General features: G+C 63.1%; 17 protein-coding genes and 1 tRNA gene. 13 read left to right on the forward strand and 5 right to left on the reverse strand.

Annotated elements, in window-relative coordinates; all coding sequences use genetic code 11:
* The first annotated feature begins 434 nt into the window (after positions 1-434).
* From PAF12_RS04850 to PAF12_RS04875, 6 genes are all read left to right on the forward strand, one after another.
* Positions 435-1,085, forward strand: a complete 651-nt coding sequence (locus tag PAF12_RS04850; RefSeq protein ID WP_271108868.1) for a hypothetical protein — start codon at positions 435-437, stop codon at positions 1,083-1,085.
* Between the two features lie 64 nt (positions 1,086-1,149).
* Positions 1,150-1,380, forward strand: a complete 231-nt coding sequence (locus tag PAF12_RS04855; protein ID WP_271108869.1) for a hypothetical protein — start codon at positions 1,150-1,152, stop codon at positions 1,378-1,380.
* Positions 1,381-1,405: 25 nt separating this feature from the next.
* Positions 1,406-1,702, forward strand: coding sequence for a hypothetical protein (locus PAF12_RS04860; protein ID WP_271108870.1), 297 nt, complete (start codon positions 1,406-1,408; stop codon positions 1,700-1,702).
* Positions 1,703-1,871: 169 nt separating this feature from the next.
* The gene (locus tag PAF12_RS04865; protein WP_271108871.1) at positions 1,872-2,402 is read left to right on the forward strand and encodes a hypothetical protein; all 531 of its coding nucleotides are present in this window, start codon (positions 1,872-1,874) and stop codon (positions 2,400-2,402) included.
* Positions 2,403-2,750: 348 nt separating this feature from the next.
* Positions 2,751-3,188 carry a hypothetical protein gene (locus PAF12_RS04870; protein ID WP_271108872.1) on the forward strand — a complete coding sequence of 146 codons (438 nt, stop codon included), beginning with the start codon at positions 2,751-2,753 and terminating at the stop codon, positions 3,186-3,188.
* Entirely contained in the window at positions 3,185-4,069 is an 885-nt protein-coding gene (locus PAF12_RS04875; protein WP_271108873.1) for a hypothetical protein, read from the forward strand. The genes PAF12_RS04870 and PAF12_RS04875 overlap by 4 nt, the downstream gene beginning before the upstream one ends.
* On the opposite strand, the gene PAF12_RS04880 is transcribed toward PAF12_RS04875, so the two are convergent.
* From PAF12_RS04880 to PAF12_RS04895, 4 genes are all read right to left on the reverse strand, one after another.
* A complete protein-coding gene (locus tag PAF12_RS04880; RefSeq protein WP_271108874.1) occupies positions 4,038-5,390 on the reverse strand; it encodes a tyrosine-type recombinase/integrase in 1,353 nt (450 codons plus the stop codon). The two genes, PAF12_RS04875 and PAF12_RS04880, sit on opposite strands and share 32 nt — an antisense overlap.
* 160 nt (positions 5,391-5,550) lie before the next feature.
* Positions 5,551-5,625: transfer RNA gene (locus PAF12_RS04885), tRNA-Asn, on the reverse strand.
* A 360-nt stretch (positions 5,626-5,985) separates the two neighbouring features.
* Positions 5,986-7,803, reverse strand: a complete 1,818-nt coding sequence (gene typA, locus PAF12_RS04890) for a translational GTPase TypA (RefSeq protein WP_271108875.1) — start codon at positions 7,801-7,803, stop codon at positions 5,986-5,988.
* Between the two features lie 372 nt (positions 7,804-8,175).
* Positions 8,176-8,799 (reverse strand): YitT family protein, encoded by a 624-nt coding sequence (locus tag PAF12_RS04895; protein WP_271108876.1) that lies wholly within the window; start codon positions 8,797-8,799, stop codon positions 8,176-8,178.
* A gap of 303 nt (positions 8,800-9,102) precedes the next feature.
* Between PAF12_RS04895 and frr the strand changes: the two genes are divergently transcribed.
* The 7 genes from frr to PAF12_RS04930 all read left to right on the forward strand — a co-directional run bounded on the left by frr (position 9,103) and on the right by PAF12_RS04930 (position 16,903).
* Positions 9,103-9,666: a ribosome recycling factor gene (gene frr / locus PAF12_RS04900; protein ID WP_271108877.1), complete on the forward strand. Its 564-nt coding sequence runs from the start codon at positions 9,103-9,105 to the stop codon at positions 9,664-9,666.
* Positions 9,667-9,670: 4 nt separating this feature from the next.
* Positions 9,671-10,396, forward strand: a complete 726-nt coding sequence (uppS, locus tag PAF12_RS04905; RefSeq protein WP_271108878.1) for a polyprenyl diphosphate synthase — start codon at positions 9,671-9,673, stop codon at positions 10,394-10,396.
* 6 nt (positions 10,397-10,402) lie between these two features.
* Entirely contained in the window at positions 10,403-11,221 is an 819-nt protein-coding gene (locus tag PAF12_RS04910; protein ID WP_271108879.1) for a phosphatidate cytidylyltransferase, read from the forward strand.
* Positions 11,221-12,402, forward strand: a complete 1,182-nt coding sequence (dxr, locus tag PAF12_RS04915; protein WP_271108880.1) for a 1-deoxy-D-xylulose-5-phosphate reductoisomerase — start codon at positions 11,221-11,223, stop codon at positions 12,400-12,402. Before PAF12_RS04910 ends, dxr begins: the two co-directional genes overlap by 1 nt.
* 2 nt (positions 12,403-12,404) lie before the next feature.
* Positions 12,405-13,724 (forward strand): RIP metalloprotease RseP, encoded by a 1,320-nt coding sequence (rseP, locus tag PAF12_RS04920; RefSeq protein ID WP_271109650.1) that lies wholly within the window; start codon positions 12,405-12,407, stop codon positions 13,722-13,724.
* A 99-nt stretch (positions 13,725-13,823) separates the two neighbouring features.
* On the forward strand, positions 13,824-16,154 hold the full coding sequence (bamA, locus tag PAF12_RS04925) for an outer membrane protein assembly factor BamA (protein ID WP_271108881.1): 2,331 nt from the start codon (positions 13,824-13,826) through the stop codon (positions 16,152-16,154).
* A complete protein-coding gene (locus tag PAF12_RS04930) occupies positions 16,154-16,903 on the forward strand; it encodes an OmpH family outer membrane protein (RefSeq protein WP_271108882.1) in 750 nt (249 codons plus the stop codon). The genes bamA and PAF12_RS04930 overlap by 1 nt, the downstream gene beginning before the upstream one ends.
* A 4-nt stretch (positions 16,904-16,907) precedes the next feature.
* On the opposite strand, the gene PAF12_RS04935 is transcribed toward PAF12_RS04930, so the two are convergent.
* Positions 16,908-17,843 (reverse strand): nucleoside hydrolase, encoded by a 936-nt coding sequence (locus PAF12_RS04935; protein WP_271108883.1) that lies wholly within the window; start codon positions 17,841-17,843, stop codon positions 16,908-16,910.
* Between the last annotated feature and the right edge of the window lie 136 nt (positions 17,844-17,979).

Consider the following 17,979-nt stretch of genomic DNA (forward strand, 5'->3'; position numbering starts at 1 on the left):
CAGGGTGCGTGCAGGGAACCGGCGATCCTGTATGATCTACCAGAAACGATCACCACGGTTCGCGCGCGTGCGCGCACGTAAAGCGCGCCTCACTCTGGTTCACCCGTTTCCTGGGCAAGCGCACGCGTAACACCGTCTTTGCCCCTGGCACACGCGGTTCTCTGAGCAGAGGGCGACCGCCTATCGAAACCGACCCCTGGTCATCCTCGCAGAGCGCGGGCGTGAAGGCGGTTTCGGTCGTGCCCCCACCATGACGCCCAAAAACGCGAGACGCCGCCTTGTGCCCAAGCAGCGCCGCGCTCTGACGGCATTGCTCGCCCATGCCCGCCGTCGTCCGTCGTCGATCCTGGCCAAACCGCCGGAGGTAGCAATCAGGATTCGGTCAAAACGGCGTCCGCGTTTGCCTAACTAATTGAGCGGAAACGCGTCTCGGGGTGACAGCATATCAGTTCGCGGTTCGCTACCTGCTTTATTGCTCGAACCAGCACCGACGCGGGTCTTATCGTCGCGACATGATGCAAGACAAGAGAACCCAAGCCGCAGTCGATGCGGGTCATCCCGAGTGGGCAGAGTTGCCCGCGACGAAGCACGCTGCGCGCGTACTACGCGCCGAAGGTTGGCCAATCGGGATGCCCAAGCAATTCTTCACGGGATTGCCATGCCGCGAAGGTCATATCAGTCCCAAAGCGCGTAGCGACAGCCGGTGCATTGAATGCCAGCGCATCTACACCGCCAAGAACGCAGAGAGAATCAAAGCGTATTTTCAAGCGAACATTGACAAACATCGCGTTCAAGATCGGAGGCGGCGCAAAAAGAACAGGGCTACCATCCGGGTCGTCGAGCGGAGATGGGATGAAGCGAACAAGAGCAAGGTGCGGCTCTACGCGGCACAGCGACGCGCTCTGGAAGCAAACGCCGCACTCCCCTGGCTCACTGACGAACATCTTTCGGAAATCGAGGCGATTTACAGCGAGCGCGCCCGCCTGACCGAGGAGACGGGATTGTCCACCACGTCGATCATCGCATCCCGCTCAAGCACCCCGACGTGTGCGGTCTTCACGTTCCCTGGAATCTCCAAATCCTGACCGAGAACGAGAACTGCTCAAAGGGCAACTCCTTCGACGGGACGATGGAAAACGAGGGCTGGCGATGAAACGGACCATCAAGACCTTCGAGCATCGACCGCTCGCCCACATCATCGAGAGCGAGACAGTGGACCTGGATAATCGGTCGCTCGCCTTCACTGTCTTCGGCCACGAAGACCCGGACGTCGTGACCCTGGAATTCATGGGCACAACCCTGACCCGTTCCCGCGCCTGCCTAACCGAAGGCATGGAGCGCATTCTGAAAGCAATCAAAGAGGTGCCCAATGCACGTTGAACCCTTCGCCCGCTTCGGGCTGTCCATGACCCGCGCCGACGAGGTCGAACCAGGATCCACGATGGAGTGGTTTGTGACCGGCGAGGAAGCGGCGTTGCCCTACGTCACGGCGACCGGGCGCTGCCTTGTCGTGCGCACCTCGACCTACAACGAGACGGCAATGCTGCACAACGCCTCGGTCGGCGCGCCGTCGTCGATCAACGCAGACGCTCTGCCCGAATGGCCGTGGACGTGGGCACTGGATCAACTGCCCGCGCAGACGGGTTACTTGCGCGAGCCGTTCACGTTCCCGCTCAAAAAGCCATCAAGCTCGGCGGCGTGAACCGATAACCGAGTTATAGCGAGGGGCATTCCGGCATGATGATCAATCACCAAGACCCGCAATCCTGGTCGCGTGCAGGCCCTGGCCGTGCGATGATGGGCAAGTCCCATCGGGATACTCCTTGTGCATCGTCAGTGGGCCTCCTCGATACGTCGGGGAGGCCTGTCTGATGCCTGTCACCCCGTATTCCTCCCGCCTCGGCAAACCGCACAAGAACAAGAAGGAGCTGGCGGAACGCATCGACCGCAAGTTACGCGCGATGCACCTTCACGCGGGGCATGCGGAATTCGACCCGGTCGAGATGATGGCGCTGATTGGTGCTGAGGCCTACGACGAGGGCGACAAGCACCTTGCGCTCGTCGCGTTCAAGGAGGTTTCGCAGTACGTCCGTCCGAAGCTGGCCGCGACGACCATAGAGCACAAGGAAGTGCCGCAGCCGCACAGCCGAACGCGCATCCTGGGCGCATTCTCCCGCATGGGGGTCAAGGTCGAGGCAAGCGACGCGTCCCAACTCGTGCAGGAGGTCATGCAGCGCGACGGTATCACCTACGAAGAAGCCGCCCTGGTCGTCGAGCAGGAAACGGGCGTTGAGGTTCTGCCGAACGTCGTCGCCATCCCGGCCATCGCAGGCCCGGAGGACGACGATTGGCCTGGGTCGAACTTGCGATGGTCGCCGCAACCCTGGGTGTCGGTGCCCTGATCCTGTTTCACTGACGCCCAGAGCGAGGCGCTGCGTGCGGTTCTCCGACCGCGCCCCCACCCTGATAGGGCACTCCCCAAGAACCGCCTTCGCTGACGCGCTCTGCGAGTTTCGGCGGCAACTGATTTTCTATCAGGCCCGGACGGCTGCGATCCTGCGCGGTTAGCAATTTGGGCACGTCGCTTTGATGGCGCTTTGACCGGCAGTTTCAGGTCCAGCACCTCAGCACCTGATTATCCATCTTCAACCGCTCCCGGAGAAGGGTCCAACGTCGCGACGACCCGACCAACGGCGGGCGCGTGATCCTGGGCATGGTAGCGCGCCCGCCACCTGCACGAAGGAACCCCAATGGCAGAACCCATCTACATCGACGCGAAAGAGGCCCAAGCCAACTCGCGCGCATTCCAAGAAGCCGTCCGCAAGGCGGATGAACTCGGCGTGGACTTGAAACACGTCAAACCCGAGGACGCGGTTGTCGGCTTGGACAAGCGGCGCGATCCCGCCGCATACCGAGAGGCGAAACGCTGCGCCGAGGTGCTGGGCACCACCGTCACGTTCGCAGACCCCGAGGGCGACGCGAACGAACCGCCCGTGGCGCTGACCGGCGCGAACCATCTCGAAACCGACGATGCGCTTTACATCATCTCGGGCAAGGTCAGTCCGCGCGACTACCAACGCCTGACGACCAGCGCGAGGCAGGCCCTGAAACGCGTCGTGCCACTGCGCTCCTGGGATGATGCGCCGGAACCCGTGATCCACGCGCTCAAGGCCCACTCGGCGACATGAACGCGCTTGCCACTATCGAAGACGAGGCCTGGGACGACGAGCAGTTCGTTCCAGGCTCCCACGCCGCCTTGGTAAGCGCTGTGATCCTCAAGGCGGTGACAGACCTGTTCTCGGCCAATGTCCCGGAAATGGATCGTGCGGACGCCTTCGCCTTTCTGACCGCTGACACGGGGGCTTGGGCAGAAAGTCGGGCGCACCTGTGCTGGCTCGTCGATCTCGACCCCGACCTGATGCGCGCCCGTATCTGGGACATCCTGAATGGCAATCGCGACGTGTCCAGCTTGACGCGGCGCGGCATCCCCACGCTGGATGCAGAGCATGGGCGGAAGCACCTGGCCGTTGTGCGGCAGCAGGAAGAAGCGGCAAAGGCAGCAGCGCGCGTTCAGGCGGAACGCGCCCGCGAACGTCGAGAACGGGAAGCAGTGATACAGGAAGCGATGGACAGGCAGGCGCGGGAAGAACTGGAAGAGGAACGGCGCATCTTCGAGCAACGCTTGAAGGCGGCTGAAACCGAGGCAGGCCTACGCCCGCAGCAGCGGCGCAAGGTTGCGAAGGCGGAATACGTCGAGAGGGAAGGAATACCGCTCGGGCACCTGCTGCGCATCGACGATCCCTGGGAACCCGGCACCTATTGCACCTTCCTCGGGACGTTACTGCCGAGCAAGTCGAACTCGATGGGCAGGGCGGTTGCCGCCGCGTGCTCGGAACACGGTTTCGTCCTTGAGCACCACACCCGTTACAACCTGGATTCTCTGCGGCAGGCGGCGTCGATGCTGAACGTGGACCTTCTCTATCTCGACGCGGACGGCAACCCGGTCAGCTACTCGTCCGACGCCGTGACGGCAAAGCTCAGGTTGCGGCACCCTCAACTCGCCGCATGATCTCGTCCGCGACCTGCTGAACCGTCGAGCGCAGGTCGGGGGTGACGACGTAGTGACCATCCGTCCCGCCAAGGCCTTTGCCGACCTGAGACAGGCGCTGCGTGTCGCTCACGCCCAATTCGACGGCGACGGTTTGCCACTCCTTGCGACACTGCTTCGGGGTCCAGCGATCCTCGCCGCGCGTGATGGTCGGCAGCGTCGTCAGACGCCCGCCAGTCGGGCCGGTGAAGACAAACTCCTGCCGTCCGGTCATCGACTCCAGGCGCTTCAACTGCGCCACGGACCAGGACGACAAGGCAACCTCGCGGTAGTCGGTGGTCTTGGTCATCCCGAACCAAACCTTGCCCGCGTCGAGGTCTACTTGGTCCCAGCGCATCGCGAGCACCTCGCTCGGACGCATCCCGGTCAATAGCGCGACCTTGAGCGCCGACTTCGGGATCACAGTTAGCTTGTCCACCTGCCGCCACCATGCCCGAATGTCGGAAATGCGCTCGACCGCGTTCTGGGCACGCAGGCTTTGCCATCCCTTCGGCAATCCGATCCCGTCGCCTGCGGCGTCGATCACCATCGGGTGCGCCGTGACGGGCACCTCCTTCTTGGCAACCGCGTAGTTGAACAGCACCTGGACGGCCATGAAGAACATCTGCGCTGTGCGCCGCCCGCGCGTGCGGGTCAGGTTGCGCCATGTCTGCGAACACAGCTCCGGTGTGATGCTGGTGATCGGGCGACTCCACCAGCCGCCCGGCCATTCGCGGGTGGCTGCGTAGGGGCCGTCCTTGCCGTAGGAGTCTGCACCGCCAAGGTAGCGGCATTGCTGGACAATGTGCTGCTCCGCGCGACGCGCCTTCTCCGGGCCTTTCTCTTCCAGGATCGACGCGCGCTTGTGCTCCTCATACATCTTCCAGACCTGACCAACCGTCAGTTCGTCGGCGCGGCGCTTCGCCTTGCCCTTGATGATCCGGCGCGCGGCTTGGTCGGAAAGGTCTTCGGGACGTGCCTCGCGGATGCCTGCCATGATGCGGGCATAGGTGCGGTCGTCGTCTCCGAGTTGCTTCGCGCGAGGATCGACACCGCGACGGATTTCCGGCAGCAGAATGTCGCGCGCAACTGCGCAGGCTTCGTTCGCCTTAGTCACGTCAGCGCGGCCGATCTTCACGCGGATGAAGCGCCCGCCCGCTTCGCCAGCGGCATAGTATGTCTTGGTGCGTCGCCCGACTGACAGGTTGAACCCTGCAAGGTCGGTGTCATGGATCCAGTGCGTCCCGGAATCCTGAAAGGGCAGGCCGTCAACGAGGGCCTGGGTGATCTTCTGGTGCGGCATGGCCGTCTCCATCGCTTTGACCGAATTTTGACCGGCTGGTCAGCGATGTTGTCGGTCGTTGTCGGTAGACAACTCAACCGGAAGTATCAGGTAGTGTTTTGATTTTATGAGGATATAACCAACATCTTGCCCATTGCGATGGTTACAGGGGCAAGATGTTTGGCTCCGGCGGTAGGGATCGAACCTACGACCAATTGATTAACAGTCAACTGCTCTACCGCTGAGCTACGCCGGAACATGACGGGGCATATAGCAATGGGATTCGGGGGCGTCCAGAGGGTTTGTCACAATTTTTTCACCGGCCCGGCGTTTTCTGGAATTTCCCGCAGCGGGTGGCATATTGATGCAGGATTTCGCGGTCACAGCAGCGGTTTCCGGAGTGGTCCGAACAGGCTTAAAGCGCGCTCTGACGCCCCCTCAGCCCTGCCTTTTCGGACCGCAAACCGCTCGTTTGCCGCCGGAGGCTCACGGTTGCGCGATCCGCCAACTCACGCCCTGCAATACCGCCAATCGCAGCCGCAACAACCTGCGGCTGGTTTTCATCCTGGTGCAAATATCCCGGGGGTCCGGGGGCTGGCCCCCGGCTCTGTCGGAGTTATTCAGCCCGCGCCTGCCGTTTGCGCTCATGCGGGTCGAGGTAGCGCTTGCGCAGGCGAATATTCTTCGGCGTGACTTCGACCAGTTCGTCATCGTCGATATAGGCGATCGCCTCTTCCAGCGACATGCGCACGGGCGGGGTCAGGCGCACCGCCTCGTCGGTGCCCGAGGCGCGGACGTTGGTCAGTTTCTTGCCCTTCAGCGGGTTCACTTCCAGATCGTTGTCGCGGCTGTGCTCGCCGATGACCATGCCGGTGTAAACCTGTTCCTGCGCGCCGATGAACAGCTTGCCGCGCTCTTCAAGGTTCCACAGCGCATATGCCACGGAAACGCCATTCTCCATCGAGATCAGAACGCCCTGGCGGCGGCCCTGGATCGCGCCCTTATAGGGGGTCCAGCCGTGGAAGATTCGGTTCAGAACGCCGTTGCCGCGCGTGTCGGTCATGAATTCGCCGTGATAGCCGATCAACCCGCGAGAGGGGACATGGGCGATGATCCGGGTCTTGCCGTGGCCCGCCGGGCGCATATCGATCAGCTCGCCCTTGCGGTCGCCGGTCAGTTTCTCGATCACGGCGCCGGTATAATCGTCATCGACATCGATGATGGCTTCCTCGACCGGCTCCATGCGCTGGCCGTCCTCCTCGCGGAAGATGACGCGGGGGCGGGAGATTGACAGCTCGAAGCCCTCGCGACGCATGTTCTCGATCAGGACGCCCATCTGCAGTTCGCCACGGCCCGAGACGACAAAGGCCTCGCCGCCGGGTGTATCCTCGACTTTGATGGCGACGTTGGATTCCGCTTCCTTCATCAGGCGCTCGCGGATCACGCGGGATTGCACCTTCTTGCCGTCCTGACCGGCAAGCGGGGAATCGTTGATGCCGAAGGTGACGGAGATCGTCGGCGGGTCAATTGGCTGGGCGGGGATCGCGGCTTCGACCTCGGGCGCGCAGATCGTGTCGGCAACCGTCCCTTTGGCCATCCCGGCGAGGCTGACGATATCGCCGGCCTCGGCCATGTCGATGGGCTGCTGGGTCAGGCCGCGGAAGGCCAGGACCTTGGAGATGCGGAACTGTTCGACCCGCTCGCTTTCGCGGTTCAGCACCTTGACCGTGTCACCCGACTTGGCCCGGCCTGCCTCGACCCGGCCGGTCAGGATGCGGCCCAGAAACGGGTCCGCGCCCAGCGTCGTGGCAAGCATCTGGAACGGCTCATCGGCGCGTGCGATCTGCTTTGGCGGATCGACATGTTTCAGGATCAGATCGAACAGGGCCGACATATCCTTGCGCTCGTCATCCAGCTCTGCGACGGCCCAGCCGCCAATGCCGGAGGCGTAGAGATGCGGGAAATCGAGCTGCTCATCCGACGCGCCGAGATTCGCGAACAGGTCGAACACCTCGTTCAGCGCGTGTTCCGGCTCGGCGGCGGGCTTGTCGATCTTGTTCAGCACGACGATCGGACGAAGCCCAAGCGCCAGCGCCTTCGATGTGACGAATTTCGTCTGCGGCATCGGGCCTTCAGCCGCGTCGACCAGCAGGCAGACGCCGTCGACCATCGACAGGATCCGTTCCACCTCGCCGCCGAAATCGGCGTGGCCGGGCGTGTCGACGATATTGATCCGCGTTCCCTTCCACTCGACCGAAGTCGCCTTGGCGAGAATGGTGATGCCGCGTTCGCGTTCGATGTCGTTATTGTCCATCGCCCGTTCGGCAACGGCCTGATTTTCGCGGAAACTGCCGGATTGCTTCAGAAGCTGGTCGACCAGCGTGGTCTTGCCGTGGTCGACGTGAGCAATGATGGCGATATTGCGGATATCCATGAGGCGGCCCGTGTCAGAAATGTTGCGCCCCCCTAACGCACGGGGGGATCAAAGGCCAGACGCAATGTCCCGGATCAGGCGACCGTTTTCGGCGAAATATCGGCTGGCATGGCTGGCCTGCGGTCAGATCTCGCCCAAGGCTGCTGCCTCAGCGCAGTCCCAGCATGGACAGAATGAACAACACGACGACGACGAGGCCTATGATATAGATGATGGAATTCATGATGTTCTCCTTTGGTGGTTCAGATCAGCGACAGGACGAACAGCACCACGACGACAAGGCCGACGATATAGATCAGCGAATGCATGACTTCCCCGTTCACATAGACTACATCGTTTAACGTGCCGGGATTCGCGTGGTTCCGAGAGTTATCAAACGATGTACCTGTCGCGGCGATGATTGATCGCGATGACCAGATTGGCGACCGCGGCGCCGAGGAATGACCAGAACACGGCCCCGATGTCGAGCATGAACAGGGCGACGGTGAAGATGACCGCGTCAAAGATAAGCTGCACCCAGCCCGCGCGGAAGCCCGTGGCATCCTGAATATACAACCCCACAATACCCACCCCGCCAAGGCTGGCCCCGTGGCGGAACAGCGCCATCAGCCCCGAGCCGGTGAAGGCCCCGATCATCAATGCGCCGAGCAGTGGGGAAAGTTCTGAAAATGCAATATATTTCGGCAGGACCGAGGCGAGCGTCGAGGTCAGGGTGACGGCAAACAGGCTTTTCGCGACAAAGAACTTGCCGAAACGCTTATATCCGAACCAGTAGAACGGGATATTGATGATGAAGAATACCGGCGCGAACCCCCAGCCCGTCGCGTAGGAGATCAGCAGCGCGGCCCCCGCAGTCTGCCCGGTCACGAAGCCGAGATGTGTCAGCACGACGATGCTCAGCGCCGCCATGAAGCTGCCATAAGCAATACCCTGCGCATCATCGAGCGGCGTATGCGCAGTTTCAGGCGGGGCAGAGGGCGGAGAAATCTCGGGCATGTCGGCGTCATGAACGGTCTCGCCCGGACAATCAAGACACCGGAAAGGAACAAGTTTAATAAAAACTTAAGTCTATTGATCTGGTGATCCGAGGTAAAATGTAAGATAATGAAACAGTTGCAGGGATTTGTTTCCGAGGGGCATTGGTCTGGTTCTTCGCTGCGGCCGGGCAGCGAAGCTGTCTTGCACGGCTGCCGCAGCTGACGCGGTCAACGAGCCGTGTTCTGCGGGTTGTCGATATGGCTTTGCCATAAACACGGCATCGCGCTAGAACGAGCGGATAAATATGAAACGAGGGCAGGAATGGCCGAGGACTTCGAAATCGACACTGACGACCTGGAACGCCGTATGAATGGCGCGATGGAGGCGCTGCGCCATGAGTTTGGCAGCCTGCGTACCGGGCGCGCCTCTGCCAGCATGGTCGAGCCGGTGATGGTCGACGCCTATGGCTCCCCGACGCCGATCAACCAGATCGGGACGGTCAACGTGCCGGAGCCGCGCATGGTGACGATCAATGTCTGGGACAAGGCGCTGGTCGGCAAGGCCGAAAAGGCGATCCGCGAATCGGGGCTGGGGATCAACCCGCAGCTCAACGGGACGATCATCATGCTGCCGATCCCGGAGTTGAACGAGGAACGGCGGCGTGAACTGACCAAGGTTGCGGCCCAATACGCCGAAAATGCCCGCGTGGCGATCCGCAATGTCCGCCGCGACGGCATGGATCAGGTCAAGAAGGCCAAGGGCGCGGGCATGTCGGAGGACGATCAAAAACTCTGGGAGGATGAAATTCAGGAACTGACCAATCGCATGATCGGCAGGGTCGATGAGGCGCTAGAGGCCAAGCAGGCCGAAATCATGCAGGTATGACACTATGGCGCTGAAAGCGGCATCCCAGCAGGGCAGCTCGACGCCCCCTCGCCATGTCGCGATTATCATGGACGGAAATGGCCGCTGGGCGACGGAGCGCGGCTGGCCCCGGCTCGTCGGTCATCGCCGTGGTGCCGAACGGGTGAAACAGATCGTCAAGGCCGCGCCCGAAATGGGCGTGAACTGGCTGACGGTCTACGCTTTCTCGACCGAAAACTGGAAGCGCTCGACCGAGGAAGTGCTGGGCCTGATGAAGATCTTCCGCCGCTATATCGAGCGGGAGGCGGACGGGCTTTCCGCGGAAGGCGTGCGGATGCGTTTCATCGGCGGGCGCGAGCAGCTCGATCCGAAGCTTCGTGCGCTCATGACCGGGATCGAGGCGCGAACGGCGGGCAATACGCGGCTGAACCTGACCGTTGCAATCAACTATGGTGGCCGCGACGAAATCACCCGCGCGGCGACGCGGCTGGCCGCAAAGATTGCCGCCGGTCAGGTCGAGAACCCGACCGAGGCCGATTTTGCCGATTGCCTCGATACGGCAGGACATCCCGATCCCGATCTGGTGATCCGGACTTCGGGCGAAACGCGGACCTCGAATTTCCTGCCGTTCCAGTCGGCCTATGCGGAATATGAATTTTCGCCGACGCTCTGGCCCGATTTCTCGCCGGATCATCTGGCCGAGGTGCTGGACCGTTTCGGAATGCGCGACCGCCGCTTCGGTGGTGTCTGAAGCGGGATGGCGGATCAGGGGAAGTGGTCCGACCTGACGCGCCGCGTGGTGTCTGCCGCCGTCCTGATCGGTATTGGCATCGCGCTGGCCCTGTCGACCGGCATCGTGCTGTGGGCCGGGGTCGCCATTTTCATGGGGCTGACCTTCTGGGAGCTGGCGCGGATGACCGGCTGGCTTGGCCCGGCGCGGATGCATACACCGCTGGGCCGGTCCCGACCGTTGGTGCTGGCGATTGTCGCCGCGCTGTCGCTGTTTGCCGCGCTTGGCCTGCCGCAGATCGCGCCGCTGGTTCTGCTGATCCCGATTGCCGCCGGGCTGCCGGGTGCTGTGCCCAAGGATCGTTTGACCTACGCCATATTCGGCGCGGCGATCATGGCCGTGGGATATGAGCTGGTCCACCTTCGCGAAGAATATGGGCTGCCATTCATCCTGTGGCTTATGGGCGTTGTGATCACGTCCGATGTGCTGGGTTATTTCGCCGGCCGGATGATCGGCGGGCCGAAATTCTGGCCGCAGCTCAGCCCGAAAAAGACCTGGTCCGGGACGATTGCCGGATGGATCGGTGCGGCGCTGTTCGGCGCGCTGCTGTGGCTCGGCGGTTGGGCGGACCCGGCGGTGATCTTCCTTTCGCCCGTCGTCGCCTTTGCCGGGCAACTTGGTGATATTGCCGAAAGCTGGCTGAAGCGGCGGGCCGGGGTCAAGGACAGTTCCAACCTGATACCGGGTCACGGCGGGTTCATGGACCGGTTTGACGCGGTGTCGGGCGCGGTGCTGGCGGTCATGGTGCTGAGCTGGATGATGGGTTTGCCGGGGGTCGGGCTCTGATGCGCTCGGTTTCGATATTCGGCGCGACCGGTTCCATCGGGGAAAGCGCGTTCGATCTGCTGATGCAGTCGGGCGGGGCTGAAAGCTGGCAGGTCCGCGCCCTGACCGGCGGTCGCAATATCGCCCGGCTGGCCGAGATGGCGCTTGCCTTGCGGGCCGAAATCGCGGTGACGGCCTTTCCCGAACTTGAACGCGATCTCAGGGAGGCACTGGCGGGGTCGGGCATCGAATGCACTGCCGGGCCGGATGCGATTGTCGCAGCGGCTGACAGGGATGCGGACTGGACCCTGTCGGGGATCGTCGGCGCTGCCGGGTTGCCGCCGGGACTGCGGGTGCTGGAACGCGGCGGCACGCTGGCGCTGGCGAACAAGGAAACTCTGGTCGCGGCAGGGCGGCTGGTCATGGGCACGGCGGCCCGCACGGGCGCGCGCATCCTGCCGGTGGATTCTGAGCATTCTGCTATTTTTCAATGTCTTAACGGCGAAAATATCGAAAACGTTGAGGCCATAACGATCACGGCCTCGGGCGGCGCGTTCCGGGACTGGCCGTTGGAGCGGCTGGAAACCGCGACGGTCGAACAGGCCTCGACCCATCCGAACTGGGCCATGGGACAGCGGATCACGATCGACAGTGCGTCCATGTTCAATAAATCGCTTGAAATTATTGAAACAAAAGAATTTTTCGGAATTAATCCTGATCGTATCAAGGTTCTGATCCACCCGGAGTCGATCATTCACGCAATGGTGACACATCGCGACGGTGGCTCTATCGCGCATCTGGGTGCGCCGGATATGCGCCACGCCATCGGTTATGCGCTGCACTGGCCGGAGCGGGCCGAACTGCCGGTGCCGAAGCTGGATCTTGCGGCTATGGGGCAACTGAGCTTCCGCGCGCCCGACGAAACCCGCTGGCCAGCGCTGCGTCTGGCGCGTGAGGTCATGGCGGCGGGCGGTGCTGCGGGGGCGGTGCTGAACGGCGCGAAGGAACAGGCGCTGGACGATTTTCTGGCCGGACGCATCCGCTTTACCGATATGGCGCGGGCGGTCGAATCTGCGCTCGACGACTTGACGGGGCAACCCGGCTTCGCCACATCCCCAACTGATCTGGCGACGGTGCTGGATTGGGATCAAAGCGCGCGGCAGGCGGCTGCGGGCTGGGCGGCACGGCACGGGGGACGCTAGGCATGGATTTCATCGCGGGTCTCGGCGGCGGCATCTGGACGCTGATCGCCTTTCTGATCGCGCTGTCGGTCATCGTGACGGTACATGAATACGGCCATTACATCGTCGGTCGCTGGTCCGGCATCCGGGCGGAGGTGTTTTCGCTGGGCTTCGGCCCCAAGCTTGTGTCACGCAAGGACCGGCGCGGGACGCTGTGGCAGGTCGCGGCGCTGCCGCTTGGCGGCTATATGAAATTCCTCGGCGACGCCAATGCGGCAAGTGCCGGGGCCGGGCAGGCGGTTGATCCGTCGCTGCGCCGCCAGACGCTTGACGGCGCGCCGCTCTGGGCGCGTGTCGCCACGGTGTCGGCGGGGCCGGTGTTCAACTTCATCCTGTCCACGCTGATTTTCGCTGGCTTCCTGCTGCTGCGCGGCGTTCCGGTCGAAACCCCGACTGTGGGGGATATCGCTGCCGTGCCGCCCGGTGTCGAGATCGGCCTGCAGCCGGGTGACGAGATATTGGCGGTTGGCGGACAGCCGGTGACAGACTGGACCGATTTCTTCGCCGCAAGTGCTGAACTGCCATCGCAGGCCACTCATGACTGGCGTGTTCGCCGCGACGGCGACGAAATCACCGTTGCCGGGCCGGACCCCTTGCCCGCGCGCATTGGCGGCGTCGCGCCCGGCGGGGCGGCTGCTTCGGCGGGAATTCTTCCCGGCGATGTGGTGCTGGAAATCGACGGGACGCCGGTCTCGCGCTTCGATGATCTGCGCAAAAGCGTCGAGGCGGCGGAAGGCGGGTCGCTGAGCCTGACCCTCTGGCGTGATGGCGAGACGCGGGAGGTGACGCTGTCCCCGAAGGAGCAGGATATTCCGCTGGCCGAAGGCGGGTTCGAGAAGCGCTGGCTGATCGGCGTGACGTCAGGCGGCTATTTCGATCCGGCGAGCGAGGCGGTCGGCCCGATCTCAGCACTGTGGGGCGGGATGGTGCAGGTCTGGGAGATCATCACCTCCAGCCTCAGCGGGTTATGGGCGCTGATCACCGGGCAGATCGGGTCCTGCAATCTCAGCGGGGCGATCACCATTGCCGAAACCACGGGGCAGGCCGCCGATGCCGGTCTTGGCAACTTCATCTGGTGGATTGCGGTTCTTTCCGTCGCGATCGGATTTCTGAACCTGTTGCCGATCCCGGTTCTGGATGGCGGGCATCTGGCGTTCTACGCATGGGAGGCGCTGACCGGGCGTCCACCGTCGGAGCGCGCGATGAGCGTTCTGACCTCCATCGGGCTGACACTTGTGCTCGGGCTGATGATTTTTGGTCTCAGCAACGATCTGCGTTGCTAGGAATGGCATTCGTGTTTTGACAGTCTCTATGCGATCCCTGTAGATTTCCCGGCAAAGCCGGTGCTAAACGGCGCTCAGGAAATCCGAAGGGGCAGCAGGATGACATTGAAACGCAGCACATGCGCGGTCGCGCTTATCGCAGGGCTGGCAGGGGCGATACCGGCGCTGACCGTTCCGGTCCCGGCTTACGCCTATGTTTTCACGCAGGTCCGCATCGAAGGAAACGAGCGGATCGAGCCGGAGACGATCCTGTCCTTCGCCAATGTCACCCGCGGTGTCGAGGTCTCGGCAGGCGAGGTGAACGACGCCTTGCAACGCATCCAGAACTCCGGGCTTTTCGAAACGGTCGAGGTCGTGCCGGAGGGCAGCACGCTGGTGATCCGGGTCAGCGAGTGGCCGACGATCAACCAGATCAGCTATGAGGGCAACCGCCGGATCAAGGACGAACAACTGGCGGAGATCGCGCAGTCACAATCGCGTCGCGTCTATTCCCCCGCTCAGGCAGAACGGGACGCGGCCAATATGGCGCAGGCCTATTCGCAGCAGGGCCGGCTGGCCGCGCGGGTTACGCCGCGGATCATTCCGCGCGACGGCAACCGCGTCGATCTGGTGTTCGAAGTCCGCGAAGGCGATTTGACGGAGATTGAGCGGATCGGTTTCACCGGCAACCGCAGCTTCTCTGACCGGCGCTTGCGCAATGTGCTGGAAACCAAGCAGGCGGGCTTGCTGCGCAGCTTCATCCAGTCCGACACCTATAACCCGGAACGTCTTTCGCTGGACGAACGTCTGCTGACGGAGTTTTACCGCTCGCGTGGTTTCGCCGATTTCACCGTTCAGGGTGTCGCGCCCGAACTGGCGCGGGAGCGGGATGCGCTCTTCGTCACCTACGCCATCGAGGAGGGGCCGCGCTACCGCTTCGGACAGGTCGACACGATTTCGGAAATCCCCGGCGTCGATGCCGCCGAGTTCCAGCGGCAGAACCGGGTCAAGACCGGCGCGTATTACAGCCCAGAGAGCATTGACGTGACTATCCGCCGGATGGAGACGATTGCGCTTCAGAAAGGTCTGGATTTCGTCGCCATCGAGCCGCGCGTGACCCGCAACCTGCGCAATCAGACGCTGGATGTGACCTTCGCGCTGACCCGTGGCCAGCGGGTCTTCGTGGAGCGTATCGACATCGAGGGCAACACCACGACGCTGGACGAGGTGATCCGCCGCCAGTTCAACACGGTTGAAGGCGACCCGCTGAACCCGCGCGAAATCCGCAACTCGGCGGAGCGTATCCGCGCGCTCGGCTATTTCGCGAATGCTCAGGTCGAAACCCGCGAAGGCTCCGGCCCGCAACAGGTCATCGTCGACGTGAATGTCGAGGAACAGCCGACCGGGACGCTGGAATTCGGGGCCAGCTACGGGGCCAATTCCGGCGTCGGTCTGTCGATGGGGCTGACGGAGCGGAACTTCCTTGGTCGCGGGCAGGAAGTGGCGCTGAATATCTCGACCGCCAGCGGCTCCCGCGAAGGGTCGTTCCGCTTTGTCGAGCCGTTCTTCCTGACGCGCGATCTGCGTTTCGGCCTTTCGGGATGGTATCGCGAGACGGATAACCTGAACGCGAAATACAACACCCGCAGTGCCGGTGTGTCGACCTCGCTGGAATTCCCGGTGTCGAATACCGGGCGGCTGGAAGTCCGCTACCGGCTGTCGGAGGATACGATTTACGACGTCACCCCGATCAGCACCGATCCGGAGACCGGCGCCCTTGAAGGCTCGTCGCCCATTCTGGTGGACGAGGAAGGGAGCCTCTTCACCTCCTCCATCGGTTATACCTACAGCTATGACAGCCGCCGTGTCGGGCTGAACCCGCGGACCGCGACCAAGCTCAGCTTCTCGCAGGATTTCGCCGGGGTCGGCGGGGATGTGCAATCCATCACCTCGGTCATCAGCGGCGGCGTGGAATCGAATGCCTGGCGCGAGAACATCACGCTGCGCGCCGAGTTCGAGGCGGGCGCGGTCTATATGCTCGACGATCAGAGCAGCCGGATCATCGACCGTTTCGCCGGTCAGCGTGTGCGCGGCTTCGAATCGAACGGCATCGGCCCGCGCGATCTGGAGGCGCCGAACAAGGACGCGCTTGGCGGCAACTACTACTGGGTTGCCCGTGCTGAAGCGCAATTCCCGCTGGGTGTGCCGGAAGAATACGGCCTTGCAGGTGGTGTTTTTGCCGATGTCGGCTCGGTTTGGGGGCTCGACAAGAAAATCGGCGCAAACGGGGTCGAGGTCGATGACAGCATGATCCCGCGCGCCGCCGTTGGTGTGTCGCTGTTCTGGACCACCCCGATCGGTCCGCTACGGATGAACTACGCCAAGACGATCAAGAGCGAAGATTACGACGAAGATCAGAAATTCGATCTGACCATCTCGACCCAGTTCTGATGCTGCGGCGTGCGCCATGCCTGTTGCTTCCGGCCCTGATCTGGGCCGGTCTGCCCGGCGTCGTGCTCGCCCAAGCGGATGCGCCGCCGCCTCTGGAGGAAGATCTGATCGCGGCCCAGTTTTCGGATGACGAGGCCCTGCCGGACGGGCTGAGCCGCGCGCCGGACCCTGTGCCGGTCGATGTCCCGGATGAAACCCCGTTCGCGGTCGTGGTGCTGGATTTCGATATCGCCTATGCGAATTCCGCATGGGGTCGCCACACGCAGGATGATCTTCAGGCCGAGGCGCGCGAGATCGAGGCGGAGAATACCCGGCTGGAAGCGCAACTCACGGCGGAGGAGCAGGCGCTGACCGCCGAACGCGCTACCCTGTCCGCCGCCGAATTCCGCCGGAAGGCGGAGGCTTTCGACGACCGCGCGCAGACCATACGGCGCGAGCGTGCGCAGGTCTTGCGCGATTTGTCCGCCCGCGCGCAGGCCGACCGCAATGCGTTTATCGAAGCCGCGCTGCCGGTCGTCGCCACCATCATGCAGGACCGCCGGGCGGCGATTGTCCTCGACCGCAGCCAGATCATCCTGACCGCCGCCGCCGTTGATATCACCGACGAGCTTGTGGCGCGGCTGGACGAACAGGTCGGCGAAGGCTCCGGCCTGCCGGAGCTTGAGGATACGGTTCAGCCGACCGATGACAACCACGATGGCGACGCAGCCGCCGAGGCCGCTGAGCAGGACCGCGCCAGCGGCGAATGATCCGTCAGGGCAGCGTGGCGATCCGTTCGCTGAGCAGATCGAAGAACCCGTCCCGGTCAATATCGCGGATGAACAGGGCGTTTGCGGGCCGGTCCGTCACCCGCCACCAATCGGCCACCGTCATGCCCGTGGTGAAGCGTCCCTCGACTTCGACCTCCACATTGATCTGCCTGCCACTGAACAGCTCGGGCCGGATGAGCCATGCGATTGTGCATGGGTCATGCAGCGGCGCGCCCTCGCTGCCATATTTCTCGCGGTCAAACCGCTCGAAGAAATCGGTCCAGCTTGCAACCGCCGCGCCAGCGTGGGTGCCGAGTGCGCGCATCCCCTTGATCCAGTCAGCGGATGTCAGCGCCTTGTGGGTCACGTCCAGCGGCATCACCACGATCTCTGCGCCGGAGGCAAAGATCTGGGCTGCGGCTTCCGGATCGACATAGATATTGAACTCGGCAGCGGGGGTGACGTTGCCGACCTCGAAATAGGCCCCGCCCATCAGGACGATCTGCTGCACCTTCGCAACGATATCCGGCGCGCGGGCGAAGGCCGTGGCGATATTGGTCAGCGGCCCGATCGGCACCAGCGTGACAGTGCCTGCGGGTTCCCGGCGCAATGTCTCGATAATGAAATCGACGCCATGCTGATCCTGCAGCGGCAGCGCCGGTTCGCCCAGATCGACACCGTCCAGCCCGGTCTTGCCATGCACATGCTCCGCCGTGACCAGCTTGCGCTTCAGCGGTTCGGCGCAGCCCGCGAAGACCGGCACATCCTTGCCGCTCAGCCCGACGATCAGCCGCGCATTCCGCTCTGTCAGCGGCAGCGGCACATTTCCGGCAACGGCGGTGATACCCAGCACCTCCAGCTCGGGCGAGGCAAGCGCCAGCAGGATGGCGACCGCGTCGTCCTGTCCCGGGTCGGTGTCGATGATGATCTTGCGCGCCATGCGGGCCTCCGTCGATATGAGGTCGCAGAACAGCCGAAAATGCCCGGCTGTACAAGACGGCCGGGCATCGAGAGCCTGCGAGGGGAGGGCAGGTTCCGGCGCCATGATCCCGCAGATCTGTTGCATCGGCGGGGTT

It is taken from the genome of Paracoccus sp. SCSIO 75233, from assembly GCF_027912675.1.
Lineage (GTDB): Bacteria > Pseudomonadota > Alphaproteobacteria > Rhodobacterales > Rhodobacteraceae > Paracoccus.

Excerpts from the sequence above, each read along its gene's own strand:
- PAF12_RS04860 (WP_271108870.1), top strand. The coding sequence starts at position 1,406 with ATGACCCGCGCCGACGAGGTCGAACCAGGATCCACGATGGAGTGGTTT.
- PAF12_RS04895 (WP_271108876.1), bottom strand. The coding sequence starts at position 8,799 with ATGCCCGAGATTTCTCCGCCCTCTGCCCCGCCTGAAACTGCGCATACG.
- PAF12_RS04930 (WP_271108882.1), top strand. The coding sequence starts at position 16,154 with ATGCTGCGGCGTGCGCCATGCCTGTTGCTTCCGGCCCTGATCTGGGCC.
- PAF12_RS04865 (WP_271108871.1), top strand. The coding sequence starts at position 1,872 with ATGCCTGTCACCCCGTATTCCTCCCGCCTCGGCAAACCGCACAAGAAC.
- PAF12_RS04855 (WP_271108869.1), top strand. The coding sequence starts at position 1,150 with ATGAAACGGACCATCAAGACCTTCGAGCATCGACCGCTCGCCCACATC.
- PAF12_RS04910 (WP_271108879.1), top strand. The coding sequence starts at position 10,403 with ATGGCGGATCAGGGGAAGTGGTCCGACCTGACGCGCCGCGTGGTGTCT.
- dxr (WP_271108880.1), top strand. The coding sequence starts at position 11,221 with ATGCGCTCGGTTTCGATATTCGGCGCGACCGGTTCCATCGGGGAAAGC.
- typA (WP_271108875.1), bottom strand. The coding sequence starts at position 7,803 with ATGGATATCCGCAATATCGCCATCATTGCTCACGTCGACCACGGCAAG.
- frr (WP_271108877.1), top strand. The coding sequence starts at position 9,103 with ATGGCCGAGGACTTCGAAATCGACACTGACGACCTGGAACGCCGTATG.
- rseP (WP_271109650.1), top strand. The coding sequence starts at position 12,405 with ATGGATTTCATCGCGGGTCTCGGCGGCGGCATCTGGACGCTGATCGCC.
- uppS (WP_271108878.1), top strand. The coding sequence starts at position 9,671 with ATGGCGCTGAAAGCGGCATCCCAGCAGGGCAGCTCGACGCCCCCTCGC.
- PAF12_RS04870 (WP_271108872.1), top strand. The coding sequence starts at position 2,751 with ATGGCAGAACCCATCTACATCGACGCGAAAGAGGCCCAAGCCAACTCG.
- PAF12_RS04935 (WP_271108883.1), bottom strand. The coding sequence starts at position 17,843 with ATGGCGCGCAAGATCATCATCGACACCGACCCGGGACAGGACGACGCG.
- bamA (WP_271108881.1), top strand. The coding sequence starts at position 13,824 with ATGACATTGAAACGCAGCACATGCGCGGTCGCGCTTATCGCAGGGCTG.
- PAF12_RS04880 (WP_271108874.1), bottom strand. The coding sequence starts at position 5,390 with ATGCCGCACCAGAAGATCACCCAGGCCCTCGTTGACGGCCTGCCCTTT.
- PAF12_RS04875 (WP_271108873.1), top strand. The coding sequence starts at position 3,185 with ATGAACGCGCTTGCCACTATCGAAGACGAGGCCTGGGACGACGAGCAG.